Origin of the sequence: Bradyrhizobium sp. STM 3561 (assembly GCF_045571455.1) — a bacterium.
In the GTDB taxonomy this organism is placed as follows: Bacteria; Pseudomonadota; Alphaproteobacteria; order Rhizobiales; family Xanthobacteraceae; genus Bradyrhizobium; species Bradyrhizobium vignae.
On the sequence record NZ_CP120695.1, the window covers coordinates 1,873,621 to 1,899,667 of the forward strand.

General features: G+C 64.2%; 23 protein-coding genes. 21 read left to right on the plus strand and 2 right to left on the minus strand.

What is annotated here, in order from left to right; genetic code table 11:
• Positions 1-2 precede the first annotated feature (2 nt).
• The 5 genes from P6U28_RS08465 to mmsB all read left to right on the plus strand — a co-directional run bounded on the left by P6U28_RS08465 (position 3) and on the right by mmsB (position 6,091).
• On the plus strand, positions 3-1,079 hold the full coding sequence (locus P6U28_RS08465; RefSeq protein ID WP_122404030.1) for an aldose epimerase family protein: 1,077 nt from the start codon (positions 3-5) through the stop codon (positions 1,077-1,079).
• Positions 1,079-1,957, plus strand: a complete 879-nt coding sequence (locus tag P6U28_RS08470; protein WP_162500616.1) for an SMP-30/gluconolactonase/LRE family protein — start codon at positions 1,079-1,081, stop codon at positions 1,955-1,957. Before P6U28_RS08465 ends, P6U28_RS08470 begins: the two co-directional genes overlap by 1 nt.
• A 71-nt stretch (positions 1,958-2,028) precedes the next feature.
• Complete coding sequence (gene chvE, locus P6U28_RS08475) at positions 2,029-3,099, plus strand: multiple monosaccharide ABC transporter substrate-binding protein (protein ID WP_122404028.1); 1,071 nt, start codon at positions 2,029-2,031, stop codon at positions 3,097-3,099.
• A gap of 227 nt (positions 3,100-3,326) precedes the next feature.
• Positions 3,327-4,904 carry a multiple monosaccharide ABC transporter ATP-binding protein gene (gene mmsA, locus P6U28_RS08480; protein WP_122404026.1) on the plus strand — a complete coding sequence of 526 codons (1,578 nt, stop codon included), beginning with the start codon at positions 3,327-3,329 and terminating at the stop codon, positions 4,902-4,904.
• Complete coding sequence (gene mmsB / locus P6U28_RS08485; protein WP_122404025.1) at positions 4,901-6,091, plus strand: multiple monosaccharide ABC transporter permease; 1,191 nt, start codon at positions 4,901-4,903, stop codon at positions 6,089-6,091. Before mmsA ends, mmsB begins: the two co-directional genes overlap by 4 nt.
• 130 nt (positions 6,092-6,221) lie before the next feature.
• On the opposite strand, the gene P6U28_RS08490 is transcribed toward mmsB, so the two are convergent.
• Positions 6,222-6,647, minus strand: coding sequence for a cupin domain-containing protein (locus P6U28_RS08490; protein ID WP_407122048.1), 426 nt, complete (start codon positions 6,645-6,647; stop codon positions 6,222-6,224).
• Positions 6,648-7,191: 544 nt separating this feature from the next.
• On the opposite strand from P6U28_RS08490, the gene P6U28_RS08495 reads away from it, so the two are divergent.
• The 16 genes from P6U28_RS08495 to P6U28_RS08570 all read left to right on the plus strand — a co-directional run bounded on the left by P6U28_RS08495 (position 7,192) and on the right by P6U28_RS08570 (position 24,638).
• Entirely contained in the window at positions 7,192-7,854 is a 663-nt protein-coding gene (locus P6U28_RS08495; RefSeq protein WP_122404023.1) for an HAD family hydrolase, read from the plus strand.
• A 7-nt stretch (positions 7,855-7,861) separates the two neighbouring features.
• On the plus strand, positions 7,862-8,812 hold the full coding sequence (locus P6U28_RS08500) for a sugar-binding transcriptional regulator (protein WP_122404022.1): 951 nt from the start codon (positions 7,862-7,864) through the stop codon (positions 8,810-8,812).
• Between the two features lie 315 nt (positions 8,813-9,127).
• The gene (locus P6U28_RS08505; RefSeq protein ID WP_122404021.1) at positions 9,128-10,441 is read left to right on the plus strand and encodes a sugar ABC transporter substrate-binding protein; all 1,314 of its coding nucleotides are present in this window, start codon (positions 9,128-9,130) and stop codon (positions 10,439-10,441) included.
• A 90-nt stretch (positions 10,442-10,531) separates the two neighbouring features.
• Complete coding sequence (locus P6U28_RS08510; protein WP_122404020.1) at positions 10,532-11,404, plus strand: carbohydrate ABC transporter permease; 873 nt, start codon at positions 10,532-10,534, stop codon at positions 11,402-11,404.
• Between the two features lies 1 nt (position 11,405).
• Entirely contained in the window at positions 11,406-12,236 is an 831-nt protein-coding gene (locus P6U28_RS08515; protein ID WP_129143075.1) for a carbohydrate ABC transporter permease, read from the plus strand.
• A 9-nt stretch (positions 12,237-12,245) separates the two neighbouring features.
• Positions 12,246-13,253, plus strand: a complete 1,008-nt coding sequence (locus P6U28_RS08520) for an ABC transporter ATP-binding protein (protein WP_122404018.1) — start codon at positions 12,246-12,248, stop codon at positions 13,251-13,253.
• Positions 13,254-13,284: 31 nt separating this feature from the next.
• Entirely contained in the window at positions 13,285-14,058 is a 774-nt protein-coding gene (locus P6U28_RS08525) for an SDR family NAD(P)-dependent oxidoreductase (protein ID WP_122404017.1), read from the plus strand.
• A gap of 37 nt (positions 14,059-14,095) precedes the next feature.
• Complete coding sequence (locus P6U28_RS08530) at positions 14,096-15,742, plus strand: FGGY-family carbohydrate kinase (RefSeq protein ID WP_122404016.1); 1,647 nt, start codon at positions 14,096-14,098, stop codon at positions 15,740-15,742.
• 5 nt (positions 15,743-15,747) lie between these two features.
• Positions 15,748-16,683, plus strand: coding sequence for a carbohydrate kinase (locus P6U28_RS08535; RefSeq protein ID WP_122404015.1), 936 nt, complete (start codon positions 15,748-15,750; stop codon positions 16,681-16,683).
• Between the two features lie 111 nt (positions 16,684-16,794).
• On the plus strand, positions 16,795-18,216 hold the full coding sequence (locus P6U28_RS08540) for an amidase (RefSeq protein WP_209296274.1): 1,422 nt from the start codon (positions 16,795-16,797) through the stop codon (positions 18,214-18,216).
• Positions 18,217-18,494: 278 nt separating this feature from the next.
• Positions 18,495-19,445: an ABC transporter permease gene (locus tag P6U28_RS08545; protein WP_122404013.1), complete on the plus strand. Its 951-nt coding sequence runs from the start codon at positions 18,495-18,497 to the stop codon at positions 19,443-19,445.
• Positions 19,442-20,338 (plus strand): ABC transporter permease, encoded by an 897-nt coding sequence (locus tag P6U28_RS08550; RefSeq protein WP_376707318.1) that lies wholly within the window; start codon positions 19,442-19,444, stop codon positions 20,336-20,338. The genes P6U28_RS08545 and P6U28_RS08550 overlap by 4 nt, the downstream gene beginning before the upstream one ends.
• 2 nt (positions 20,339-20,340) lie before the next feature.
• Complete coding sequence (locus tag P6U28_RS08555; protein ID WP_407122052.1) at positions 20,341-21,354, plus strand: ABC transporter ATP-binding protein; 1,014 nt, start codon at positions 20,341-20,343, stop codon at positions 21,352-21,354.
• A complete protein-coding gene (locus tag P6U28_RS08560; protein ID WP_122404010.1) occupies positions 21,351-22,355 on the plus strand; it encodes an ABC transporter ATP-binding protein in 1,005 nt (334 codons plus the stop codon). Before P6U28_RS08555 ends, P6U28_RS08560 begins: the two co-directional genes overlap by 4 nt.
• A gap of 55 nt (positions 22,356-22,410) precedes the next feature.
• Positions 22,411-23,907, plus strand: a complete 1,497-nt coding sequence (locus tag P6U28_RS08565; RefSeq protein ID WP_407122054.1) for an ABC transporter substrate-binding protein — start codon at positions 22,411-22,413, stop codon at positions 23,905-23,907.
• Between the two features lie 527 nt (positions 23,908-24,434).
• Complete coding sequence (locus P6U28_RS08570; protein ID WP_244607683.1) at positions 24,435-24,638, plus strand: amidase family protein; 204 nt, start codon at positions 24,435-24,437, stop codon at positions 24,636-24,638.
• Positions 24,639-24,666: 28 nt separating this feature from the next.
• Here P6U28_RS08570 and P6U28_RS08575 read toward each other — a convergent pair whose 3' ends face one another.
• A complete protein-coding gene (locus P6U28_RS08575) occupies positions 24,667-26,046 on the minus strand; it encodes an FAD-dependent oxidoreductase (protein ID WP_407122055.1) in 1,380 nt (459 codons plus the stop codon).
• Position 26,047 lies beyond the last annotated feature (1 nt).

Sequence of the window (26,047 nt, forward strand, 5' to 3'; positions counted from 1 at the left end):
GCATGGCCGCATCAAAGGTCACGAGAGACGTTTTCGGGAAGTTGCCGGATGGCCGCAGGGTCGAGCGCGTCGCGCTGCGCGGGGAGGGCGGCTTCGAGGCGCGCATCATCAGCCACGGCGCGGTGTTGCAAGCGCTGATCGCGCCGGATGCCAAAGGTGGATACGACGACGTCGTACTCGGCCATGACGCGTTTGCCGGCTACCTCGCCGAACGAAAGTTTTTCGGCGCCACGGTCGGCCGCTACGCCAACCGCATCGCCAAGGGGCAGTTTTCGCTTCATGGCGAGACGGTGCAGCTTCCCGTCAACAACGGTCCCAACGCGCTGCACGGCGGCCTGGATGGTTTCGACCGCAAGCTCTGGGAGATTGCCGCAATCGAGGAGGGCCCCGAGCCCGCGGTGACGCTCACTTATACGAGCCCGCATGGCGAAGAGAACTATCCCGGCCGGCTCGACGTGCGCGTGACCTATCGCGTCACCGGTCCAGCCGAACTGTCGCTCGTCATGGAGGCGCGGACGGACCGAACGACCATCGTCAACCTGACCAACCACAGCTTCTTCAACCTGGAGGGCGCGACGTCGGGAACGTCCATTCTCGATCACGAGCTGACCGTCGCCGCAGACCATTTCCTGGCCATTGATGCCACCGCCATTCCGCTGCCGGAGCCGGCGCGCGCGGTTGCCGGCACGCCGTTCGACTTCCGCAGGGCCCGGCCGGTCGGCGAGCGGATCCGTGAGAACGATCAGCAATTGCAAAACGGCAGGGGCTACGATCACACCTACTGCCTCGGGCGCGATGGCAAGCTTGCGCTCGCGGCGCGGCTCGAGGCGCCGCGCTCCGGGCGCATCATGGAGCTGTTCACCGATCAGCCCGGACTCCAGGTCTATTCCGGCAACTATCTCGACGGCACCATTTCGGGCAAGGGCGGCAAGCTCATCCGACAATCGGACGCGATGTGCCTGGAGCCACACATCTGGCCTGATGCGCCGAACCGGCCGGACTTCCCGAGCCCGCGCCTTGATCCCGGCGGGACGTATCGCCATCACACGGTTTATCGATTCTCGGCGAGGTCGCCATGATGGAACAGGTGCCAACCACTGTCCTGTCGCACCATCCTTGCCATCTCGGCGAAGGTCCGACCTATGACGTGACCACCGATACGGCCTGGTGGTTCGACATCCGTGAAGGGCTGCTGTTCGAGGCTCGGCTCGGCAGCGGCGGCGTTCGTGTCCACGCACTCGACCGGATGGCGAGCGCGCTCGGACGCATCGATGCCGAACGCCAGTTGATCGTCGCGGAGGACGGGCTCTACATTCGAACGCTCGTCGACGGCGCGATGACACTGTTCTGTCCGCTCGAAGCGGACAATCCGGCGACGCGCTCAAACGATTGCCGCGTGCATCAATCAGGCACGTTCTGGATCGGCACCATGGGCAAGAGGGCCGAGCCGCAGGCGGGCGCGATCTATGCGCTCCATCGGGGGAGGATCGCGACGCTGTTTCCGGGCATCAGCATTCCAAATTCGATCTGCTTCTCGCCTGACGGCGCCACCGGCTATTTCACCGACACTCCGCGCGACGTGCTCTATGCCGTGCCGCTCAATCCTGCGACCGGCCTGCCGCGCGGCGAGCCGGAGGTGCTGTTGCGCCACAGCGGCATCGGCGGCCTTGATGGCTCAGTGTGCGACGCTGATGGAAGGATCTGGAATGCCTGCTGGGGGGCGAGCCGGATCGACGTCTATTCTCCGCAAGGCGAGCGCCTTCGCTCGTTGAGCGTGCCCGCAATACAGGCAAGCTGTCCCGCCTTCGTCGGCCCCGATCTGTCGCGCCTCCTCGTCACCTCGGCCTGGCAGGACATGGACGCGGCCGCGCGCGCCGCCGATCCGCAAGCCGGCTGCACTTTTCTACTGGAGGCATCCGCGCGCGGACGCGCGGAACCCGACGTCAAGCTCGCATAGGAGACCAGAGGCAGCCCACCACCACGTTCTCGACGCTACGAAGAAGACAGTGAAACACAAGGGAGTGAAACATGTTGAAACTGAAGACGACGTTTCTCGCGCTGGCGCTGGCCGGTGCTGCCACGATGGCCGCAGGCGTGCCCGCCTTCGCCCAGAAGGCGACGGTCGGCATCGCCATGCCGACCAAATCCTCGGCGCGGTGGATCGACGATGGCAACAACATGGTCAAGGTGCTGAAAGAGCGCGGCTACAACACCGACCTGCAATATGCCGAGGACGACATCCCGAACCAGCTCTCGCAGGTCGAGAACATGGTGACCAAGGGCGCCAAGGCGCTGGTGATCGCCGCGATCGACGGCACCACGCTGTCCGACGTGCTCAAGCAAGCCAAGGCCAAGGGCATCACCGTGATCGCCTATGACCGCCTGATCCGCGGCACGCCGAACGTCGACTATTACGCGACCTTCGACAATTTCCAGGTCGGGGTGCTCCAGGCGCAGTCGATCGAAAAGGGGCTCGGCCTCAAGGAAGGCAAGGGTCCCTTCAACATCGAGCTGTTCGGCGGCTCGCCCGACGACAACAACGCCTACTTCTTCTATAACGGCGCGATGAGCGTGCTGAAGCCGTATATCGACAGCGGCAAGCTCGTCGTCGTCTCCGGCCAGATGGGCATGGACAAGGTCGCAACCCTGCGCTGGGACGGCGCCACGGCGCAGGCCCGCATGGATAACCTGCTCAGTGCCTACTACGGCAACAAGAAGATCAATGCCGTACTGTCGCCTTATGACGGCATCTCGATCGGCATCATCTCCTCGCTGAAGGGCGTCGGCTATGGCAGTGCCGACCAGCCGATGCCTGTTATCTCGGGCCAGGACGCCGAAGTGCCCTCGATCAAGGCCATGCTGCGCGGCGACCAGTATTCGACCATCTTCAAGGACACCCGCGACCTCGCCAAGGTGACCGCCGACATGGTCGACGCCGCGCTTGCCGGCAAGGAGGTCACCGTCAACGACACCAAGACCTATGAGAACGGCGTCAAGACCGTGCCGTCCTATCTGCTCAAGCCGGTCGTGGTGTACAAGGATAATTGGGAGAAGGTGCTGGTCGACAGCGGCTACTACAAGAAGTCGCAGTTCCAGTAAGACTCTCTCTTTCCCCTCTCCCCGTTTGCGGGGAGAGGGTTTCCACACGGGCAATGGTTGCTATGCACTCCGTCATTGCGAGGGCAGCGAAGCAATCCAGTCTGCCGCCGCGGAAATAGTCCGGATTGTTTCGCTGCGCTCGCAATGACGATGTGGATGCAGTGATATCATTCAATCTCTCCGCGCACGCGGCGAGAGGCGAAGTAGAGCAAGGGACACCAAAGCCAATGACCGCCATGCTGGAGATGCGTAACGTCAGCAAGAGCTTTGCCGGTGTACAGGCGCTGCGCGACGTCAACTTCTCTGTTCATGCCGGGCAGATCCACGCCCTCGTCGGCGAGAACGGCGCCGGCAAGTCGACGCTGATGAAGGTGCTGAGCGGCGTCTATCCGCACGGCAGCTACGAGGGCACAATTGTCTTCGAGGGCGAGGAGCGCCGTTTCCGCGACATCAACGATTCCGAGGCGCTCGGCATCATCATCATCCACCAGGAACTGGCCTTGATCCCGCTGATGTCGATCGCGGAAAACATCTTCCTGTCGCATCCGCCGTCGAAGCTCGGCGTGATCGATCGTGACGAAGTGTACCGGCGCACGCGCGAGCTGCTGGCGCAGGTCGGCCTAAGGGAATCGCCTGATACACTGATCACCGATCTCGGAGTCGGCAAGCAGCAGCTCGTGGAAATCGCCAAAGCACTGTCCAAGCGCGTGCGGATGCTGATCCTGGACGAGCCGACCGCGAGCCTCAACGAGGCCGACAGCGCCGCGCTGCTCGAACGCCTGAAGGCGTTCCGCGAGCAGGGCATCGGTTCGATCCTGATCTCGCACAAGCTGAACGAGGTCGCCAAGGTCGCCGACCACATCACCGTACTGCGCGACGGCCGCACCGTCGATAGCATCGACTGCCATGCCGAGCCGATCCAGGAAGACCGCATCATCCGCAGCATGGTCAATCGCGATATGGCGCATCGTTTCCCGGAGCGCAGCGTGAAGATCGGCGAGCCCGTGCTCGATGTCGCGAGCTGGTCGGTCTATCACCCCATTCATCCCGAGCGGCAGGTGATCAAGAACGTCAATTTCAGTGTCAGGCGCGGCGAGGTCGTGGGCATCGCCGGCCTGATGGGCGCCGGCCGTACCGAATTCGCGATGAGCCTGTTCGGCCGTTCCTGGGGCACCAATATCAGCGGCAGCCTCCGCCTCGAGGGCAGGGAGATGGCCCTGCCGAGCGTCGCCGCGGCGATCGACGCCGGCCTCGCCTATGTCACCGAGGACCGCAAGCAGCTCGGCCTGATCCTCGCGGACGATGTCCGCAAGAACATCACGCTTGCGAGCCTCGACCAGGTCGCGCCCGGCCGCGTGATCGACGACATCGCCGAGCTGAAGGTCGCCAGCGACTACCGCAGCAGGATGCGGATCCGCTGCTCCGACGTCTACCAGGAGACCGGCCAGCTCTCCGGCGGCAATCAGCAGAAGGTCGTGCTGTCCAAATGGCTGATGACCGACCCCAAGGTTCTCATCCTGGACGAGCCGACGAGGGGTATCGATGTCGGTGCCAAATACGAGATTTACTGTATCATCAACGAGCTCGCGGAAGCGGGCCGCGGCGTCGTGGTGATCTCCTCGGAAATGCCCGAGCTGCTCGGCATCTGCGACCGCATCTGCGTCATGAACGACGGTGCCTTTGTTGGGGAGTTCAGGGGATCGGAGGCGACGCAGGAGAAGATCATGCGCGCCATCATGCGCAACGAACGAAGCATTGGGAACGCCGCGCCAGCGGCCGCGGAGATGGGAGGATCGCAGCCATGACCGACAAGACGGTGTCGCTGCCCGAGGAGCGCCGGCACGGCAGCTTCATCAAGAACAATTTGCGCAACTACGGCATGCTGATGTCGCTGGTCGCGATCATGCTGTTCTTCCAGGTCGTGACTGGCGGCACGCTGCTGCAGCCGCTCAACCTCACCAATCTGGTGCTCCAGAACAGCTACATCGTCATCATGGCGCTCGGCATGCTGCTGGTGATCGTCACCGGCCATATCGACCTCTCGGTCGGCTCGGTCGCGGGCTTCATCGGCGCTGTCGCCGCTGTTCTCATGGTGACCTACAAGGTCGATTACACGCTTGCCTTCATCGCCTGCCTGCTGGTCGGTGCCGCCATTGGCGCCGCACAAGGCTATTGGGTGGCCTATTTCAAGATCCCGTCCTTCATCGTCACCCTGGCGGGGATGCTGGTGTTCAAGGGGCTGGCGCTGGCGGTGTTGCAGGGCCAGTCGCTAGGCCCGTTCCCGCCGACCTTCCAGAAATTGTCCTCGGGCTTCATTCCGGAGCTGCTGCCCGAGGCCGGCACGCTACACCCGACGTCCATGCTGATCGGGGCGGTGCTCGCGCTCGGTCTCGTCTACGCCAGCGCCAAGGGCAGGTCGCGCGAGCAATCGCACGGCATCGAGATCGAGCCCTACGCTTTCTTCCTCGGCAAGAGCATCCTGCTGGCGTGCGCCGTGCTCTATTTCACCTATCTGATCGCATCGCATCGCGGCCTGCCCAACGTGCTGGTGATCATGACCGCGCTGATCGCGCTCTACGGTTTCGTGACCCGTCGCACCGTGATCGGCCGGCAGATCTATGCGGTCGGCGGCAACGCCAAGGCGGCAAGCCTGTCAGGCATCAAGACCGAGCGGCTGACCTTCCTGACCTTCGTCAACATGGGCGTGCTCGCCGCCCTCGCCGGCCTCGTCTTCGCCGCGCGCCTCAACACCGCGACGCCCAAGGCCGGCCTCGGCTTCGAGCTCGACGTCATCGCCGCCTGCTTCATCGGCGGTGCCTCGGCCTATGGCGGGGTGGGGCGGGTCGGCGGCGCCGTCGTCGGCGCCATGATCATGGGCGTGATGAACAACGGCATGTCCATCCTCGGCATCGGCATCGACTATCAACAGGTCATCAAGGGCCTGGTGCTGCTCGGTGCGGTGTGCATCGATGTCTATAACCAGCGGCGATGAGGCCGTCGTCGCCCGGATGGAGTGAAGCGCATTCCGGGTTCTGTCCGCTCGGCGAGACTGTCCCGCATTCCGCTGCGTTCCATGCGGTCTACGGTCCCGACTGCCAGCCCGCTACTGCGTCGTAAACAGCTCAAGACTGCAGCACTGGTACCAATCCGTAGCGCAGCATCGTCTCCTTCATCTTTGCCGGATCGGGCGTGCCGGCGGCGAGCAGGCCCGCCATTTCCTTGAAATATTTAGGACCAAGCGCGCCGGGGGTGAGTATGCACAGGCAGGTCGCCGGCCGGGCCGAACGATTTGTAAAGCCGTGCACCACGCCGCGCTTGATGAACGCGGTCTCGCCCGGCGCCACGTCGACGTCCATTCCATCGATCCGCCAGGTCGAGACGCCGCTTAGTCCATAGATCGTTTCGTCCCAACGATCGTGATAGTGAGGGATCGGCATTCGCGCGTTCGGCTGGAGCGTCATCTCGAACAGATCGAGAGCGCCGGCAGTGTCGTCCTTGCTCCGGAGAAAAGTCAGCTGCAGCCCACCAAGATTGATGATCTCAGGCATAGCGAACTCATTGGGTCGTGTGCGGTAGCGAACTTTACCGCGTTACGGCGATGAGCCGAAGCGCTCTGTTGCCGGAATGGGCTGCGACGCCCGACGATTATTGCGTCGTGAAGAGCACCACGGCGATGGCAACCGAAAGGCTCACCGCCGAGACCTTTGCCACCGTCGATAGCACCCCCATTCGCCGGAGCGCGATGGCGAATGCGATGATAGTGGGGACGCGGTCATCAGCCCGATTTGTGCATCGCCTCATATTGCGCCTGTGGAACTCAATTGATCCACGTTAGGGCGGAAGGACCAGCGGGACGTTGCGATAGCGCAAACGCGCCTCCGGCCGGATGCATTGTTTGTGCGCCGACAAAGTCGGAACCGCGCCGGTGAGATATCTGTTCGGCGTCTTTGATGTGGAAGGCAGATGTCGGCGACGGATTGCGAGCAACGAGAGGCCGGCTGGGAATCCTCGAAGATCTCCCCGGCGATTCCATGATTCAACATCGGCTTCTGAGCTATTGCTCACCTGCTGAGTATATGATCGAATGGCCGGATGGACCAAGGCCGGCCAGAACCCGATCTGATCATCTTCGATTGTGACGGCGTGCTCGTCGACAGCGAGCTCTTGAGCTGCCGCTGCCTGTCCGAGGTGCTGGCCGAGTTCGGTTTCGCGCTCAGCGAGGAGCAAGCGCTCGAACTGTTTCTTGGACGCAGCACCAAGGCGATCGAGCAGCACTACCGCGATCTCGGCCAGATCGTGCCGGATGGCTTCCTGCCGCGATTGAAGTCACATGTGCTGGAGACGTTTGTCGCCTCGCTCGAGCCGATCCCCGGGGTGGAGGCGGTGATCTCGGAGCTGACCGTGCCGTTCTGCGTGGCCTCGTCCAGCGACATCGACCGCGTATCGCTCTCGCTCGACGTCACCGGTCTTCGGGCACATTTCGGCGATCGGCTCTACACCGCGCAGATGGTCAGGCACGGTAAGCCGGCGCCCGATCTCTTCCTCCATGCGGCCGAGAACATGCGCTCGCCGCCCTCACGCACGCTGGTGATCGAGGACAGCGTCAGCGGTGTGCAGGCGGGCAAGGCGGCCGGAATGACCGTCTGGGGATTTGTCGGCGGCGGCCATTATCGCACCGGCGACGGCCACGCTATATTGTCCGCCGCCGGGGCCGATCGGGTCTTCGCGCGCATGAGCGATTTCTGGAAGGTGTGAGCCCCGCATGGCGGCCGAGAACGACAAGTCGAAACTCGACGACGCTGCGCGCGCCGGCTGGCTTTACTTCATTGCCGGCCACACTCAAGACGAGATCGCAAAGATGCTCCAGGTCTCGCGCGCTTCGGCGCAGCGGCTGGTCTCGCTGTGCCTTGCCGAACGTCTCATCACCTTCCGGCTCGAACATCCCATCGCCGCCTGCATGGAGCTGGCGGCGCGTCTGAAGGAGCGGTTCAAGCTCGTTCATTGTGAGGTGGTGCCGGCAGATTTTGTCGCGCCGCAGGCCAATGCAGGCATCGCCGAGCGCTGCGCCAATCTGCTCGATGCGACGCTGCGCTCGGAGACGCCGGTCATCGTCGCGCTCGGCACCGGCCGGGCCGTGCGCGCCGCGGTCGAGCGCGTCACGCCGATCGACCGGCCCAATCACCAGATCGTCTCGCTGGTGGGCAATATCTCCGCCGACGGCTCGGCCAGCTTCTACGATACCGTCGGCCGGCTCGCCGACCGCACCGGGGCGCGGCACTATCCGATGCCGCTGCCGTTCCTGATGTCGTCGGAGGACGAGCGCAATAGGATGGTGCGCATCGAGCCGATCGCGAAGGTGAAGGCAGTCGCGGCCAAGGCGGATTTGCGCCTCGTCGGCATCGGTCAGATGGACCAGAAGGCGCAGGTGCATATCGACGGTTTCGTCACCCGGGACGAATTGTTCGAGATGATGCGTCTGGGGGCCATCGGCGAGATCACGGGCTGGGCATATGATGCCAAGGGCCGCCTGCTCAAGGCCGGCACCAACAAGCGCCTCACCAGCATTCCGCCGGAAGTGCCGGCGAAGACCACGACGATCGGCGCCGCGGTTGGCGCCGCCAAAGTGGCGGCGATCGCTGCGGCACTGAACGGGCGGTTGATCAATGGGCTGATCACGGACGAGGCGACAGCAAGGGCGATCTTGGAGCGATAGGGCGTTTACGCCTCCGGCGTGCATACGAGGCGGGAAGTCCCTCTACCCACACCGCTGTCATCGTCCGCGAAGGCGGACGATCTATTACGCCGCGGCCCCACTTGAGGCAAACCAATAAACGACTCGGAGTACTCGATGCCCCGCCTTCGCGGGGTATGACGGTTATGAGTGAAGCGACACCCCGTCCCTCCCGCACCGCAGCACTCATAAGTTGCTTGAACACTCGCGCGCCTGCTTGACAACTGTCTTCCTTGGGCTGAACATACGCTCAACGCGTGGGCATATGCTCAAAACGCGACTCTTAGGGAGGTCACCGTGAAACACGTCCTGGGCGCCGTCTGCGGCGCGTCTTGCCTGCTGCTGGCCGTCCCCGCGATGGCCGAAACGACCCTGACCATCGCCACCGTCAACAATGGTGACATGATCCGCATGCAGGGGCTGACGGGGGAATTCACCAAGAAGAATCCTGATATCACCGTAAAATGGGTGACGCTGGAGGAGAACGTGCTGCGCCAGCGCGTCACCACCGACATCGCCACCAAGGGCGGCCAGTTCGACGTCCTCACCATCGGTACCTACGAGGTGCCGATCTGGGCCAAGAAGGGCTGGCTGGTGCCGCTGGCCAATCTCGGCGCCGATTACGACGTCGCCGACCTCCTGCCCAAGATCAAGGATGCGGTCTCCTTCGACGGCAAGCTCTACGCCGCGCCGTTCTACGGCGAGAGCTCGATGGTGATGTACCGCACCGATCTGTTCGAGAAGGCCGGCCTGAAGATGCCGGAAAAGCCGACCTGGGATTTCGTCGTCGACGCCGCCAAGAAGCTCACGGACAAGAGCGCCGGCGTCTACGGGATCTGCCTGCGCGGCAAGGCCGGCTGGGGTGAGAACATGGCGTTCCTGTCGGCGATGGCCAATTCCTACGGCGCGCGCTGGTTCGACGAGAAGTGGGAGCCGCAGTTCAACACGCCGGAATGGAAGGCGACGCTGACGACTTACGTCAATCTCATGAAGGAAGCCGGCCCGCCCGGCGCGAGTTCCAACGGTTTCAACGAGAATCTGGCACTGTTCAACGCCGGCAAATGCGCGATGTGGATCGACGCCACGGTCGCGGCGTCCTTCGTCACCAACCCGAAGGACTCCATGGTCGCCGACAAGGTCGGTTTCGCGCTCGCGCCCAACACCGGGCTTGGCAAGAACGCCAACTGGCTGTGGGCCTGGAATCTCGCAATCCCCGCCGGCTCCAAGAAGACGGAAGCCGCCGAGAAGTTCATCGCCTGGGCAACCAGCAAGGACTACACCAAGCTTGTGGCATCGAAGGAGGGGTGGGCCAACGTGCCGCCGGGCACGCGCACCTCGCTCTACCAGAACCCCGACTATCTGAAGGTCGCGCCGTTCGCCAAGCTGACGCTGGCCTCGATCGACGCCGCTGATCCCAACAAGCCGACGGTGAAGCCCGTTCCCTACGTGGGTGTGCAATACGCCGCGATCCCAGAATTCCAGGGCATCGGCACCCAGGTGGGCCAGCAATTCTCCGCGGCGCTTGCGGGCTCCACCACCGTCGACGCGGCGCTCTCGGCCGCCCAATCCGCAACCGAGCGCGAGATGAAGCGCGCCGGCTACATCAAATGAACCCGAGCTCTTCCTCCTGAGCTCAGACTCGCGGCCATTCGTCCGTCCCCGGATGGATGGCCGCCTTCTTCCCCAAGAGGAGAAGTCAGGATGGCAACCCGGCAGACGCAGTTTCTTGCGCGCTCGCTGCTGACACCTGCGGTCGGGCTGCTCTTCATCTGGATGATCGTCCCGCTCGCCCTGACGATCTACTTCTCGACACTGCATTATAGCCTGCTCGACCCCGGCTCGGAATCGTTCGTCGGCCTGGAAAACTTCCGCTACTTCCTCACCGATCCCGCTTTCCTGGCCTCGCTCCAGAATACGCTGGTGCTCGTTGGCTCCGTGCTGGCGCTGACCATCCTGCTCGGCATTCCCCTGGCGCTGCTGATGGACCAGCCCGTGATCGGGCGCAATTTCGTGCGGCTGATGGTGATCGCCCCGTTCTTCGTGATGCCGACGGTGAGCGCGCTGGTCTGGAAGAACCTGTTGATGCATCCGGTGTCGGGATTGTTCGCCTGGCTCACTTCGCTGTTCGGCCTTACGCCGATCGATTGGTTCAACGATGTACCGCTGCTTGCCGTCATCCTGATCGTGACGTGGCAATGGCTGCCGTTCGCGACGCTCATCCTGCTGACGGCGCTGCAATCGCTCGACGAGGAACAGAAGGAAGCCGCCGAGATGGACGGCGCCAGCGCGGTCTCGACCTTCATCTACATCACGCTGCCGCACCTCGCGCGGCCCATCACGGTGGTGATCCTGATCGAGACCATCTTCCTGCTCACCGTATTCGCCGAGATCTTCGTCACCACCGGCGGCGGGCCGGGCTTGCAAACCACCAACATCGCGTTCCTGATCTATTCGCAGGCGTTGATCCAGTTCGACGTCGGCAGCGCCTCCGCGGGCGGCCTCGTCGCGGTGGTGATCGCCAATGTCGTCGCCTTCTTCCTGGTCCGTATCGTCGGCCGCAATTTGGAGGCCTGACATGGCGCGGATGGCGACGACGCGGCGGGTGGCGATATCGACGGCGGCGGCCTGGCTGTTCGGCTTCCTGATCTTCTTCCCGATTCTGTGGATGGGGCTGGCGAGCTTCAAGACCGAACTCGAGGCATTCGCGGTACCGCCATCGTTCCTGTTCTTCCACTGGACCATGGAAAACTACGCTACCGTGCAGGAGCGCAGCGACTATCTGCACCACGCGATGAACTCGATCATCATCGCCGGCGGCTCGACGCTGATTGCACTGTTGATCGCCATTCCCGCGGCGTGGTCGATGGCGTTCTCGCCGACCAAACGTACCAAGGACGTCCTGCTCTGGATGCTCTCGACCAAGATGATGCCGCCGGTCGGCGTGCTGGTGCCGATCTACCTGATCTACAAGTCCTTCGGCCTTCTCGATTCTCGCATCGGCCTCGTCTTTATCCTGTGCCTCGGAAACCTGCCGATCGTCATCTGGATGCTGTTCACCTATTTCAAGGAGATTCCGCGCGACATTCTGGAGGCCGCACGCATGGATGGCGCCACCATCGGCCGTGAGCTCATCTACGTGTTGACCCCGATGGCGATCCCGGGGCTCGCCTCAACCTTGCTGCTGAACCTGATCCTGGCCTGGAACGAGGCGTTCTGGACGCTCAATCTGTCGACCTCGAGCGCCGCGCCACTCACCACGTTCATCGCCTCCTATTCGAGCCCGGAAGGATTGTTCTGGGCCAAGCTGTCGGCGGCCTCGACGCTGGCGATCGCACCTATTCTCGTCCTCGGTTGGTTCAGTCAGAAGCAGCTCGTGCGCGGGCTCACCTTCGGCGCGGTGAAGTAGAGGGGGATCATGGGTCAGATCACACTTCAGGGCGTACAAAAATCCTTCGGCCCGGTGCACATCATCAAGGGGGCCGACCTCGATATCGCCGATGGGTCCTTCGTTGTGTTCGTCGGTCCCTCCGGCTGCGGCAAGACCACACTGCTGCGGCTGATTGCGGGGCTCGAGGACGTCAGCGGCGGCAAGATCCTGATCGACGGCAAGAACGTCGTCGACACGCCGCCGGCAAAACGGGGGCTGTCGATGGTGTTCCAGTCCTACGCGCTCTATCCGCATATGAGCGTGCGCGGCAATATCGGCTTCGGCCTCAAGATGGCCGGCCTTGCCAAGGACGAGATCAACCGCAAGGTCGAGGCCGCCGCCGCGACGCTCAACCTCACGCCCTATCTCGATCGCAAGCCACGCGAGCTATCCGGCGGCCAGCGCCAGCGGGTCGCGATCGGCCGCGCCATCGTGCGCGAGCCCAAGGCGTTTCTGTTCGACGAACCGCTCTCCAATCTCGACGCGGCGCTGCGCGTGCAGATGCGCATCGAGGTGACGCGGCTGCAGAAGCAACTCGGCACCACCGCGATCTACGTCACCCACGACCAGGTCGAAGCCATGACCATGGCCGACAAGATCGTCGTGCTCAACGGCGGCAAGATCGAACAATATGGCTCACCATTGGAGCTCTACGAGCGGCCCGCCAATCTCTTCGTCGCCGGCTTCATCGGCTCGCCCAAGATGAATTTCGTCACCGGCGAGCCTGCTTTGCACAAGGGGGCAGCGACGATCGGCGTCCGGCCGGAGCACCTCAAAATCGAGCGCGACGGCGCTGGCGGCTGGCAGGGCACTATCGCAGTGGCCGAGCATCTCGGTAGCGACACCTTCCTTTACGTCGATGCCGGCGCGCTCGGCATGCTGACGGCGCGCTACATCGGCGAATTGAGTCTGCACGCCGGTGACCGCGTATCGCTGGTGCCGGACCCCGGGCGCATCCACCGCTTCGACGAGAACGGCAACGCTCTTCGGAGCTGACAAGAAACGGCAAGAAAACGGAAGGACGATCATGTACCTGGAAAAATTCAAGCTGAACGGCAAGACCGCGTTCATTACCGGCGGCGGGCAGGGCATCGGCCTTGGCTGCGCCGAGGCGCTGGCCGAGGCCGGCGCCCGGGTCATCATCGGCGACCGTGACGGCAAGGTCGCTGACAGCGGGAAAGCCAGCCTGAGGGCAAAGGGTCTTGACGTCGAGACCGCGGTCATGGATGTCACCGATACCAACCGTGTGGCCGAAGTCGCGAACGACCTCGTCGCCCGCCACGGCAAGGTCGACATCCTCGTCAACAATGCCGGCATCGCCCGCAGCGAGACGCCCGCGGAGACCGTCACCGACGAGCACTGGCTCAACGTCATCGACGTCAATCTCAACGGCACGTTCTGGTGCTGCCGCGAGTTCGGCAAGCACATGCTGAAGGCTGGAAGCGGCGCCATCGTCAATGTCGGCTCGATGAGCGGCTTCATCGTCAACAAGCCGCAGGAGCAGTGCTTCTATAACGCCTCCAAGGCTGCCGTGCACCATCTGACCAAGTCGCTCGCCGCCGAATGGGGCGCGCGCGGCATCCGCGTCAATGCGGTGGCCCCGACCTACATCGAGACGCCGCTCAACGCCTTCGTAAAGAGCAATCCCAAGATGTACGACGCCTGGATCGGCGGAACTCCGATGGCGCGGATGGGGCAGGTCGAGGAGATCGCTTCCGTCGTGCTGTTCCTCTCGTCGGAGGCCGCGAGCCTGATGACCGGCAGCATCGTGCTGGTGGATGGCGGCTACACTTGCTGGTAGGCTCCCGTCAAGACTGACGAAGCGACCGGGAGCGACAATGCCGCGAGCGTATATCGGCGTCGATGTAGGGACCACGAGCACGCGGGCAGGGGTATTTGACGAGGCTGGCACGCTGCTCGCGATGGCGCGTCATCCGATCCGGGTCTGGCACGAGGCCGGCGATATCGTCGAGCAGTCGTCACAGGACATTTGGGAGGCCTGCGCGGCATCGGTACGCGCGGCGATGGCGGAGGCTGGCATTACGCCCGATAGCGTCGGCGGTATCGGCTTCGACGCTACCTGTTCCTTGGTTGTCCTCGATCGGCATGGCGAGCCGCTCACCGTCAGTGGATCCGGCGACAGGCAGCGCAACGTCATCGTCTGGATGGACCATCGCGCCATCGCCGAGGCGCGGCTGATCAACGAGACCGAGGATGCGGTGCTGCGCTATGTCGGCGGCTCGATCTCACCCGAGATGGAGATGCCGAAGCTGCTGTGGCTGAAGCGGCATCTGCGCACGAGTTTTGACGCGGCGGGCCATTTCTTCGATCTCGCGGACTACCTGACCTGGCGCGCGACCGGCTCGCTGCAGCGTTCGACCTGCACGGTCACCTGCAAGTGGAACTACCTCGCCCACGAGGGCGGCGGCTGGAGCGCGCCATTCTTCAAGCGCATTGGTCTGTCCGACTTTGTCGCCGAGAATTATGCGCGCATCGGCGTCGAGATCGTCGCCCCCGGCACGCGGCTTGGGGCAGGGCTGACCCGAACTGCCGCGACTGAACTCGGCCTGTCACCGGGCACGCCGGTCGGCGCCTCACTGATCGACGCCCACGCCGGCGGCGTCGGGGCGATCGGCGGACGCGATGGGGCGGGCGAGGTGACCGACGTCTGCGACCGTCTCGCCTACATCATGGGAACGTCGGCGTGCATCATGGCGACGACGAAGGAGCCATGCTTCGTGCAAGGCGTGTGGGGGCCTTATTATTCCGGCATGGTCCCGGACCTCTGGCTCAACGAGGGTGGCCAGTCGGCGGCGGGCGCGGCGATCGACCATCTCCTCAAGTCGCACCCCGGTTTCAGCGAGGTGAGCACGATCGCGCGCAGCGAGGGCCTCGATCTCATCGACTTCCTCGAGCGCCGCATCATCGCGCGCGCAGGCGATGCCAGTCGCGCTGCGCTGCTGGCGCGCGACGTCCACGTCCTGCCGGAATTCATCGGTAACCGCTCGCCCTATGCCGACCCGGACACGCGCGCGGTGATCGCCGGCCTCGATCTCGACACCGACATCGGTTCGATGGAGCGGTTGTTCGTCGCCGGCCTCTGCGGTCTTGCCTATGGGCTCGCCGAGGTGATCGAGGCTTTTGCCGCTCATGGCGTGCGCTCGAACATCATGATCATGGGCGGCGGCGCCAGCCGAAGTCCGCTGGTGCGGCAGATCATGGCCGACACGACCGGCCTTACCGTCGCGCTGCCGCAGACGAAGGAGCCGGTGCTGCTCGGCGCCGCCATGCTCGGCGCCGTCGCCGGCGGTGCCTATGCCAACATCGGCCAGACCATGGCCAAAATGTCGGCGCTGGGACGCAAGAGCGAGCCGACCGCGCCCGAGATGGCGGCGTTTCATGCCCGCAAGCGCGAGGTCTACAAGCTGCTGCGAGAGGTCGACCAGGGGAGCCGCGCGGCGATGCGCAGCGTCGCGAGAGGTTGAAAGACATGCTGATTGCCTGCGGCGATGCGCTGATCGATTTCGTGCCGACGCGAAATGCGGAAGGTCGCGAGGCCGTTATGCCCGCCGTCGGCGGCTCCTGTCTCAACGTCGCGATCGGTATGGCGCGGCTCGGCGCGCCGACCGGCTTCGTCGGCGGCGTTTCGACCGACCTGTTCGGGCGGATGATCGCCGATCATGCAACCGCCTCCAGCGTCGACCTCGGTCTTGCCACCCGCAGCGATCACCAGACCACGCTCGCCTTCGTCCGCATCGTCGCGGGCGAGTCGCACTACGCGTTCTACGATGCCGAGACGGCGACGCGGAACTGGACGTACCGACGCGGGACAATTCCGCTCGACACGGTTGAAGCTCTCCATGTCGGCTCGACCACGCTGGTCAACGACCGGGGCGCGGCGGAGACCACAGCTCTGATCGCGGATGCGCGCGCGTTCTCGACCATCTCCTTCGATCCGAACTGCCGACCGAATCTCGTCAAGGACAAGCCGGCCTATCTCGCCCGCATGGCGGAGTTCGCTGGGCATGCTGATCTCATCAAGATGTCGGACGTCGATTTCGCCTATCTCTTTGGCGACGAGCCCTATCAGCAGCGCGCGAGCGCGCTGCTCGCGCAGGGCACGAGCCTCGTCGTCGTCACCAGGGGCAACCATGGCGCCGTCGCTTGGCATGCAGGGGCGGGGCAGATCGAAGTCGTCGCCCCCAAAGTCGAGGTCGCCGACACCATCGGCGCGGGCGACAGCTTTCAGGCGGCATTGTTGTTCGCTCTGCACAAGCAGGGGCGCATTGCCCGGCAAGCCTTGAAGGACGTCGGTGCCGACGAGCTTCGCCGCGCGCTGTCCTTCGCGGCCAATTGCGCCGGCCTCACTTGCACCCGTCCGGGCGCCGATCCACCCTGGAGCCACGAGGTCAGCTGGAGGTGGTAGTCGGCGCAAGGCTTCGCGATGCCGCGATCGACGACGGCCATGCACCGATCGAAATGGACAGATGGGCTGCGCGCTGGCAAGGTCTGTACACCCTGATGCGAGCCTGCCACCATGAGCAACGACCTCTGTCTCCGCTCCGCAACTGAGCTGCGTAGCCTGATCGTCGCGAGGAAGCTGTCGCCAGTCGAGCTCACCCGCGCCGTGCTTGCCCGCGCCGAGGCGCTCCAGCCCGAATTGAACTGCTTCATCACCCTGTGCGGTGATGAGGCGATCGCAGCGGCGCGCGAAGCCGAGCGCAAGGTAATGGCGGGCGAGGAACTCGGCCTGCTGCATGGCATCCCCGTCACCGTCAAGGACATCGTCAACACGAAGGGCGTGAAGACCACCTTCGGCGCCGTTCCCTTCAAGGACAACGTGCCGACCGAGGATGCAGTCGCCGTTGCGCGGCTGCGCAGCGAGGGCGCGATCCTGATCGGCAAGACCACGACGCCGGAGTTCGGCAGCAAGTGCCTCACCGATTCACCTTTGTTCGGCCGCACCCGCAATGCCTGGGACGCCTGCCGCTCGTCCGGCGGATCCAGCGGCGGCGCGGCGGTGGCGGTGGCAAGCGGCATCGCGCCGCTGGCGATTGCGACCGACGGCGGCGGCTCGACGCGAATTCCGGCGGCCTGCAACGGCGTGGTCGGGCTGAAGCAGAGCAACGGCGTGATCCCGCACAGCCAGGCGCTGGAGGTGTTCGGCAATCAGACCTACGTCACGCCGACCACCCGCACCGTGGCCGATACCGCGCTGATGATGCAGGCGATGGCGGGCGAGGATGCCTGCGATCCCTGGTCGATTGGCGTCCCCGTGCCTGACTTCATCGGCACCGCGGCCTCGCGCGGCGACCTGCGCGGCTTGAGGATCCTGTACTGCCTGACGCCGCCGGGCCGTCCGGTGTCCACTGAGGTCGCCGCCAGCTTCAAGGCGAGCCTTGATCGACTGGCGGGGTTAGGTGCCGAGCTCGAGGAGTTCTCCGGCGATGATTTCGATATCGAGCCGATCTGGCGCGCCATCAACCACACCGTCTGGCGCACGCGCTTTGCAAAGCTCGCGGCCGAGCACAAGAACGAACTGAGCGAGGCCTTCCTCAAGCAGCTCGCGCTCGCCAGCGAGGTCAGCGGCGTCGACTATCAGGAGGCGATGTTCGCGCGCACCGCGTTGTTCCGCCGCGTGCAATCGCTGCTTGCGCGCGGACACCTCCTGGCGATGCCGACGCTCACCCGCACCGCGCTGCCGATCAAGCAGGACCTCTTCGGCAGCATCGAGATCGATGGTCGGCACTACGACAGCGTCCGGCCGCACTGGTTCCCCTGGACCATGCCGTTCAACATGACCGGCCATCCCGCCATCAGCCTTCCCTGCGGCTTTGCCCGCGACGGCCTGCCGATCGGCCTCCAACTGGTCGGCCGCTTCCGGGCGGACGCAGAATTGCTGCGCGTGAGCGCATTGTTCGAGGCCTCGAGCGGCCTTCTGTCCCGCTGGCCCAGCTAGGGGCAGCTCGTGGAGACTGCATCTTCAGGGATGTGCCAGTTCGCTGTGGCTTCCGTCATCCTGAGTGCGAGTGATGGGGCGCGGAGCGCCCCATCGGGAGCCTCGAAGGATGAACGGCCGAGATGCAGCCGGGCCGTCGCCCTTCGAGGCTCGTTCTGCGTTGCAGGACGAGCACCTCAGGGTGACGGTGATAGAGCATCGGTGCGCTCGCAAAGAGCTTGCGTCCGGCGCCCAGACATGTTGATCGTGCCGCGAGTGAGCCCTGCAGCCGAGCACGCATGAGCGTCTTTGTCCTCCGACGTCTGTTGACCTTGCTGGCGACGCTGGTCGGCGCGTCGCTGATCATCTTCCTGGTGCTCGACGCGCTTCCCGGCAATGCCGCGCAGATGCTGATGGGCGCCGACGCCTCGCCCGACGCGGTTCGCGCGCTCACCGTCAAGCTCGGGCTCGATCAGCCGTTGGCCGTTCGCTACCTGCAATGGATCAAGGGCCTCGTCGTCGGCGATCTCGGGAACTCCTATGTCTACGGCACCCCAGTCGCCAGCCTGATCGCCGAACGGCTGGTGCTGACCATTCCGCTCGCGATCCTGGCGATGGCGATCACCGTGACGCTGGCGCTCTCCGCCGGCATCTACACCGCGGCCAACCACAACAAACTCGGCGATATCGGCGTGATGTCGCTGAGCCAGGTCGGCATCGCGCTGCCAAACTTCTGGTTCGCGATCCTGCTGGTGCTCTTGTTCGCGGTGCGGCTGCAGTGGCTCTCGGCGGGCGGCTTTGCCGGCTGGGAGGACGGCATGTGGCCGGGAATCAAGTCACTGCTGCTGCCGGCGGTCTCGCTTGCCGTGGTGCAGGCCGCGATCCTCGCGCGCGTCACGCGATCGGCCGTCCTCGAAGTGCTGCGCGAGGACTTCGTGCGCACCGCCCGCGCGAAGGGACTCGGCAAGCGCGAGGTGCTGTGGAGCCACGTGCTGCGCAACGCCATGATCCCCGTGATGACGGTGATGGGCCTGCAATTCGCCAATCTGCTCGCCGGCACCATCGTGATCGAGAACGTGTTCTACCTGCCGGGCCTCGGCCGGCTGATCTTCCAGTCGATCGCCAACCGCGACCTCATCGTGGTGCGCAACTGCGTGATGCTGCTCGCGGCCATGGTCGTCATCGTCAACTTCGTGGTCGATGTGCTCTACGCCTTCATCGATCCCCGCATCAAGGTCCACGACCTGTGAGTGATCCGCTCGCCACCGCAGTTGGATTGCCGACGGCCGCCCCGCCGGCGCGCCCCGCGACGGGCTTTTGGCGGAGGGCGCTGCGGCATCGCAGCTTCGTGCTCGGTGGCGTCTTGGTGCTTGCCGTGATCGGTTCTGCGCTGCTTTCCCTGGTCTGGACACCCTGGTCCCCTTACGAGATCGATATCGCCGCAAAGCTCAAGCCGCCCTCGGCGGCGCACTGGCTCGGCACCGATTCCTTCGGCCGCGACATCGTCTCGCTGCTGCTGGCGGGGGCCCGCTCCACCATCATGGTCGGCGTCATCGCCGTCAGCATCGGTCTCACCTTCGGCGTCACGCTGGGCCTGATCGGCTCGGCCCAGCGGGGCTGGATCGAAGAGATCATCATGCGCTTTTCCGACTTCACCTTCGCCTTTCCCGCCGTGCTGTCCGCGATCATGCTCGCCGCGGTCGTCGGCCCCGGTATGGTGACCTCGATCGTTGCGATCGGCATCTTCCAGATCCCGACGCTGACACGGCTGACGCGCGGCTCCGCCAATGCGATCTGGGCGCGCGAATTCGTGCTGGCCGCGCGCGCGGCGGGCAAGGGGCGCTTCCGCATCACCATCGAGCACGTGCTGCCGAACATCCTGACGATCCTGATCGTGCAGGTCACGATCCAGTTCGCGCTGGCCATTCTCGCCGAGGCCGCGCTGTCCTATCTCGGTCTCGGCACGCAGCCGCCGCAGCCGTCCTGGGGGCGGATGTTGAACGATGCACAGACGCTGCTGTTCCAGTCGCCGATGCTCGCGGTCTATCCGGGCGCTGCAATCGCCATCGCTGTGCTCGGTCTCAATCTCCTCGGTGACGGATTGCGCGACCTGCTCGATCCCCGACTGGCGCGGGAGCGATGACGATGGGCGAGCGCTCCAACGTGCCGCTGATCGAAGTCGAAAATCTCGGCGTCCGCCTCAACACCAGCCGCGGGCCGGCACGGGCTGTGCGCGGCGTCAGCTTCGCTCTCGAGCGTGGTGAGACCCTCGGGCTCGTCGGCGAGTCCGGCTGCGGCAAGTCGGTCACGGCATTGTCGTTGATGGGGCTGCTGCCGGACAGCGCGGCCGTCACCGGCAGCATCAAGCTGGACGGCGACGAGCTCGTCGGACTCTCGGATGCCGATTATTGCCGCCTGCGCGGCAACCGCATCAGCATGATCTTCCAGGAGCCGATGACCGCGCTCAATCCAATGCACACGATCGGCAACCAGGTCGCCGAGCCGCTGCGGCGGCATAAGAAATACTCGGCGGCGCAGGCGCGGCGCGAGACCATCGCCTTGCTCGACCGCGTCGGGCTGCCCGACCCCGCGCGGCGCGTCGACGCCTATCCGCACCAGTTCTCGGGCGGCCAGCGCCAGCGCATCACCATCGCGATGGCGCTGGCCTGCGAACCGGACCTCCTAATCGCGGATGAGCCGACTACGGCGCTCGACGTCACCATCCAGGGCCAGATCCTCGACCTCGTCGCCGATCTTGTCGAGGAGCGCGGCATGTCGATGATCCTCATCTCGCACGATCTCGGCGTCATCGCCGAGAACGTGCAGCGCATGATGGTGATGTATGGCGGCATCGTCGTCGAGAGCGGGCCGACCGACGAGGTGTTCCGCCGCATGGGACATCCCTACACGCAGGGCCTGTTCCGCGCTCGGCCGAAGCTCGGCGCGCGCAAGGGCACGCGGCTGAAGACGATCTCGGGCACGGTGCCGGAGCTCGCCGATCTGCCGTCCGGCTGCACCTTTTCCGATCGCTGTCCGCTCGTGATTGACCAATGTCGCGCCGCACTGCCGCCGATGGTGGATGTCGGCCCCGGCCATCTGGTGCGCTGCATCCGGACGGACGTCTCGATGGCTGAGCCTGTCGGAGCGCTGACCGCATGAGCACCGCGCCGCTTCTCGATGTCAGGGATCTCGAGCAGCGCTACACGCTGCCGCGGGAAAGCCTGTTTCGCCCGCCAGGGCAGGTGCGCGCGCTCAACGGCGTCAGCGTGCAGGTCCAGGCCGGCAAGAGCCTCGGCATCGTCGGCGAATCCGGCTCCGGCAAGTCCACCTTCGCGCGCCTTGTGATGGCGCTGGAGCGGCCGACGTCGGGCCAGGTCGCGCTGCTCGGCCGTGATCTCAATCGTATCCCGGCTGACGAACTGCGCCGCGCCCGCCGTGATTTCCAGATGGTGTTCCAGGACCCTTACGGCTCGCTTGATCCGCGTCAGACCATCGCGCGGATCGTTTCCGAGCCGCTGACCGTGCTGGAAGGCGCCGACCGCACCACCTTCCGCGACCGTGTCGCGGCTGTGCTGCGCCAGGTCGGCTTGCGTGACGCCGACATTGACAAATATCCGCACGAATTCTCGGGCGGCCAGCGCCAGCGCATCGCCATTGCGCGTGCGCTGATCACGCAGCCGAAGCTGATCGTCGCCGACGAGCCGGTCTCCGCGCTCGACGTCTCCGTGCAGGCCCAGGTGCTCAACCTGATGCAGGACCTCCAGGAGCAGTTCGGCCTCAGCTACATCCTGATCAGCCACGATCTCGCCGTCGTCGACTATCTCTGCGACGAAGTCGCGGTGATGTATCTCGGCCGCATCGTCGAGCAGGGGCGCCCCGAAGATCTGTTCGAGTGCTGCGCCCATCCCTATACGCGGGCGCTCTTGGATGCGGTGCCGCGGGCGCGTGCCGGGGGTAGCCGGCGCCGGCGCGGGGCCCAGGCGATCGCCTCGCAATCGGCGGCAGCGGCCGGATGCCCCTATGCATCGCGCTGCACCCTTGCCGACCAGCATTGCCGCGAGGTTCCGCCTGCGTTACGCAAGATGGGCGAGGGGCACCTTGCCGCCTGCCACAAGGCCGAGACCGTGATGGCGTTGCCGCAGGCGGCCGTGGAAGGTTAATGTCCGGAGCAGGATTAGCGTAGGCTTGAGAACGGAACAGGCTGGGGAGTTGCGCATGTTCAGGAAACTATCGATCGTCGCATTTGCTGCTGCGCTCGTCATGGCGCCTTTGCCGGCGCTGGCGCAGAGCAAGAAGGACAGCGTCGTCATGGCGATGGCGCTGGAGCCGCCGGGCCTCGATCCCACCAATGCCGCCGCCGCCGCGATTGCCGAGGTCACGCTCTACAACATCTATGAGACCCTGACCAAGATCAACGAGGACGGCTCGGTCTCGCCGCTGCTCGCCGAGAGCTGGACCGCTTCGCCGGATTTGAAGACCTATACGTTCAAGCTGCGCAAGGGCGTCAAATTCCAGAACGGCGAACCCTTCGATTCTGCGGCCGTGAAATTCTCGTTCGAGCGCAACGCCGCGCCGAACAGCACGAACAAGGACAAAAGCCTGTTCCAGGCTTTCGAGAAGGTCGACGCACCGGATGCCGACACGATCGTGATCACGGTGAAATATTCCGAGCCGAATCTGCCGTTCCTGCTGGGGCAGGCGAGCGGCTCGATCGTCGAGCCGAAGAGCGCAGCCACCATTGTGACGCAGCCGGTTGGCACCGGGCCTTATCAGCTTGGCGCCTGGGCGAAGGGTTCTTCGATCACTCTGACCAAATGGGCCGACTACCGCAACGCCGCCGCGGTCAAGTTGTCCAAGGTGACGATCCGCTTCATCTCCGATCCGGCGGCGCAGGTGGCGGCGCTGCTGTCGGGTGACGTGGACGCCTTCCCGCGCGTCGCCGCGGCGCGCGCCTTGGCACAGTTCAAGGCCGATCCGCGCTTCACAGTGCTGGTCGGCGGCTCCAGGGCCAAGACCATCCTCGCCATCAACCACCGCAAGAAGCCGCTGGACGACGTCCGCGTCCGCCGCGCCATCCTTGCCGCGATCGACCGCAAGGCGATGATCGACGGCGCCGTCGACGGCTTCGGGACGCCGATCGGCAGCTTCTACGTGCCGGGCGCGCTCGGCTACGTCGACACGACAGGCATCAATCCGTACGACCCCGAGAAGGCCAAGAAGCTGCTCACTGAAGCCGGCGTCACCACGCCGCTCGAATTGTCGCTGAAGCTGCCGCCGCCGTCCTATGCGAGGCAGGGCGGCGAGATCGCTGCCGCCCAGCTCGCCAAGGTCGGCATCGTCGCCAAAATCGAGAACGTCGAATGGGCGCAGTGGCTGTCGCAGGTGTTCGCGCCGAACGGTCCGCATAATTTCGACCTCACCATCGTCAGCCATGTCGAGCCATTCGACCTCGTCAAGATCACCGAGCCGGACTACTATCTCGGTTACAACAACGACAAGTTCAACGCGCTCTACAAGCAGATCGTCTCGACGCCGGACGAGGCTGCCCGCGCAAAGCTGCTCGGCGACGCCCAACGCATGCTCGCGACCGACGCCGTCTCCGCCTATCTGTACCAGCCGCAGCTCATCACCATCACCAGCAAGAAGCTGAAGGGCGTCTGGAAGGACGTCCCGCAATTCGAGAACGATTTCTCGACGTGGTATTGGGAGTAGGGCGGCGTCCGTTGCTGTGCCCTCTCCGCTCGTTGGAGAGGGCAGCTCCAAACAAAAATCTGAAAAACAACCCCATGCACAGTAGCCGGGTGTAGTCATTTCAATGGCTTGCGCGTTGCGTGATTGATGGTCGACGCGATGCGCCCTGACGTTGACCCGTCGGGCAAAACACTGGCATGATGGCATCGTCGGGTCTCATGGTGAGCGACGCGCCGTCAGGCGAGGCAGCCGTGCAGAAGCCATCCCGCCGCGATGCCGGCACTGTCGCGGTGGCCGTCAGCGCCGAGGCGCCGATCTCCCCAAGGCTCGATCAGGCGTCGATGCGATACCGCTCATGCTCTGGCCACTGGGCATGTCACGGCCACGGCGCTGGTCAAAGCCTATCTCGCGTGCATTGAGGCCTACGACCGCGACGAGCCCAAGCTCAACGCGGTACGCGCGCTCAATCCTGATGGAGTTCGCCGACATGCTCGCGATCGACATGCCCGCCGGCTATTCGTCCCTGGGCGGTCAGGTGAAGAACCCCTATGCGCCGCGCGCTGATGGACGATCACGGCATTCCGGTGGTGTCTCCGGGGGGATCGAGCTCGGCGGTCGCGGTGGCGGCCGGTCTGTGCGCGGCTTCGATCGGCACCGAGACTTCAGGCTCGCTGCTGCACTCCGCGAGCTTGAACGGCCTCGTCACCCCGGAGTCGACCGTCGGGCTGATCAGCCGTGCCGGACGCGACTGAATAAGGTGTTTGATTGGGGGGCCGGTCGCTACCGTGCTAAGCGGCTTGGCGCCCCCGACCAGGGTCGCTGTGCTGTATGTCCCCCATTCCACACTTTCAGCGCATTGGCTGGGCTTAGCAACGCCGTTGGCTGTTGCATAAGGTTGGCCACTTCCAAGAACTTGGTCGCCAGCGCGGCATCACGTTGCGCCGCTCGGTAAAACTTCGCTATGTACCAGTTGACAAAGCGCACCTGCGCCGTCCGCTTGCCCTCGACGCGCGGGTTTTGCAAATCACTGCCCACGACGATTTGCCAGGGAGCTTCAATGAACCGACTAGCCATCTGGAAGAAGCGGCGAGCAATTCCTTGCGTTCCGTTTGCCAAACACTCGCGCAAGGCCAGCGATTCCAGACAGGCTACCGTCATTCCTTGACCATAGGCTGGATCGAAGCTGCACAAGGCGTCGCCATACACCAGATAGCCTTCCGGAAAGCGGCGCAGCTTCTCGTAATGGCGTCGCAAGTTCGAAACAAACTTGTATGACGTAAGCGGAGTAAGTGGTTCTGCATTCTGGATCACGTTGAATATTTCCGGCTGTTGCAAGCTGCGCGCAAACTCAAGGAAACCAGCATCATCCTCTGGCACTTGATCGTCCCTGTAACCGCCTAATGTCACAGTCCAACGTTCGCCCTCCTGTGGCAAAAGAGCACCGAAGCGAAAATCAGGCGAACACGCTGCCATGATGACGAACTTCCTGCCATGCAAACAATTCGTCATATGTTCGGGTTTGAGACGATAGAAGCGGGTCACATAGCCAAGATTGACAGTGATCTGCTCCTCTGGCGGCTTTGCGAAACCAAACGCACTCAGCCATGCGGGGCTCGATGATCCGCGACCGCTGGTATCAACCACGAGATCGGCGTCTATTGTTTCCCGGTCATGCGAACCATTTTTTGATTGGACGCGAACGCCAGTGACGCGGCCCGATAGTCGATCAAACACCGGCTCCACAACGTCACGTCGCTCCCACACCCGAATATTGGATAGTTGAACGAGCCGCCGTCTCACGAAGCCTTCCAGCGTCGGTCGGCTCACCCCGAGCCCGACCATCTTGCTGGGGGTGTTGTGAAGATAGACGCCGTAGTTGAACCAAAGCCCATCGTTGACGAGGTCCGCAGGTACTGCTCCCTGAGCAATCATTCCCTCGGTAAAGCCGGGAAACGACTGCTCAATTATCTCGCGCCCACGAGCAAGCAATCCGTGCGTATGCCGTCCTTGCGGAACGCCTTTGCGAGGATCAGGCAAATCCGGAAGCGCATCACGCTCAAGTACGGTCACTTCGTCGAAATGATCCGCCAAAGCGCGAGCGGCCAACAGACCACCCATTCCCGCGCCCACCACGATCGCGTGCTTGCCAACGTGTGCCATC

Coding starts and splice junctions, on each gene's coding strand:
- P6U28_RS08545 (WP_122404013.1), top strand. CDS start 18,495: ATGAGCGTCTTTGTCCTCCGACGTCTGTTGACCTTGCTGGCGACGCTG.
- P6U28_RS08465 (WP_122404030.1), top strand. CDS start 3: ATGGCCGCATCAAAGGTCACGAGAGACGTTTTCGGGAAGTTGCCGGAT.
- P6U28_RS08515 (WP_129143075.1), top strand. CDS start 11,406: ATGGCGCGGATGGCGACGACGCGGCGGGTGGCGATATCGACGGCGGCG.
- P6U28_RS08570 (WP_244607683.1), top strand. CDS start 24,435: ATGCGCCGCGCGCTGATGGACGATCACGGCATTCCGGTGGTGTCTCCG.
- P6U28_RS08575 (WP_407122055.1), bottom strand. CDS start 26,046: ATGGCACACGTTGGCAAGCACGCGATCGTGGTGGGCGCGGGAATGGGT.
- P6U28_RS08535 (WP_122404015.1), top strand. CDS start 15,748: ATGCTGATTGCCTGCGGCGATGCGCTGATCGATTTCGTGCCGACGCGA.
- P6U28_RS08500 (WP_122404022.1), top strand. CDS start 7,862: ATGGCGGCCGAGAACGACAAGTCGAAACTCGACGACGCTGCGCGCGCC.
- P6U28_RS08510 (WP_122404020.1), top strand. CDS start 10,532: ATGGCAACCCGGCAGACGCAGTTTCTTGCGCGCTCGCTGCTGACACCT.
- P6U28_RS08560 (WP_122404010.1), top strand. CDS start 21,351: ATGAGCACCGCGCCGCTTCTCGATGTCAGGGATCTCGAGCAGCGCTAC.
- P6U28_RS08540 (WP_209296274.1), top strand. CDS start 16,795: ATGAGCAACGACCTCTGTCTCCGCTCCGCAACTGAGCTGCGTAGCCTG.
- P6U28_RS08565 (WP_407122054.1), top strand. CDS start 22,411: ATGTTCAGGAAACTATCGATCGTCGCATTTGCTGCTGCGCTCGTCATG.
- P6U28_RS08555 (WP_407122052.1), top strand. CDS start 20,341: ATGGGCGAGCGCTCCAACGTGCCGCTGATCGAAGTCGAAAATCTCGGC.
- P6U28_RS08530 (WP_122404016.1), top strand. CDS start 14,096: ATGCCGCGAGCGTATATCGGCGTCGATGTAGGGACCACGAGCACGCGG.
- mmsB (WP_122404025.1), top strand. CDS start 4,901: ATGACCGACAAGACGGTGTCGCTGCCCGAGGAGCGCCGGCACGGCAGC.
- mmsA (WP_122404026.1), top strand. CDS start 3,327: ATGACCGCCATGCTGGAGATGCGTAACGTCAGCAAGAGCTTTGCCGGT.
- P6U28_RS08490 (WP_407122048.1), bottom strand. CDS start 6,647: ATGCCTGAGATCATCAATCTTGGTGGGCTGCAGCTGACTTTTCTCCGG.
- P6U28_RS08520 (WP_122404018.1), top strand. CDS start 12,246: ATGGGTCAGATCACACTTCAGGGCGTACAAAAATCCTTCGGCCCGGTG.
- P6U28_RS08525 (WP_122404017.1), top strand. CDS start 13,285: ATGTACCTGGAAAAATTCAAGCTGAACGGCAAGACCGCGTTCATTACC.
- P6U28_RS08470 (WP_162500616.1), top strand. CDS start 1,079: ATGGAACAGGTGCCAACCACTGTCCTGTCGCACCATCCTTGCCATCTC.
- chvE (WP_122404028.1), top strand. CDS start 2,029: ATGTTGAAACTGAAGACGACGTTTCTCGCGCTGGCGCTGGCCGGTGCT.
- P6U28_RS08495 (WP_122404023.1), top strand. CDS start 7,192: ATGGACCAAGGCCGGCCAGAACCCGATCTGATCATCTTCGATTGTGAC.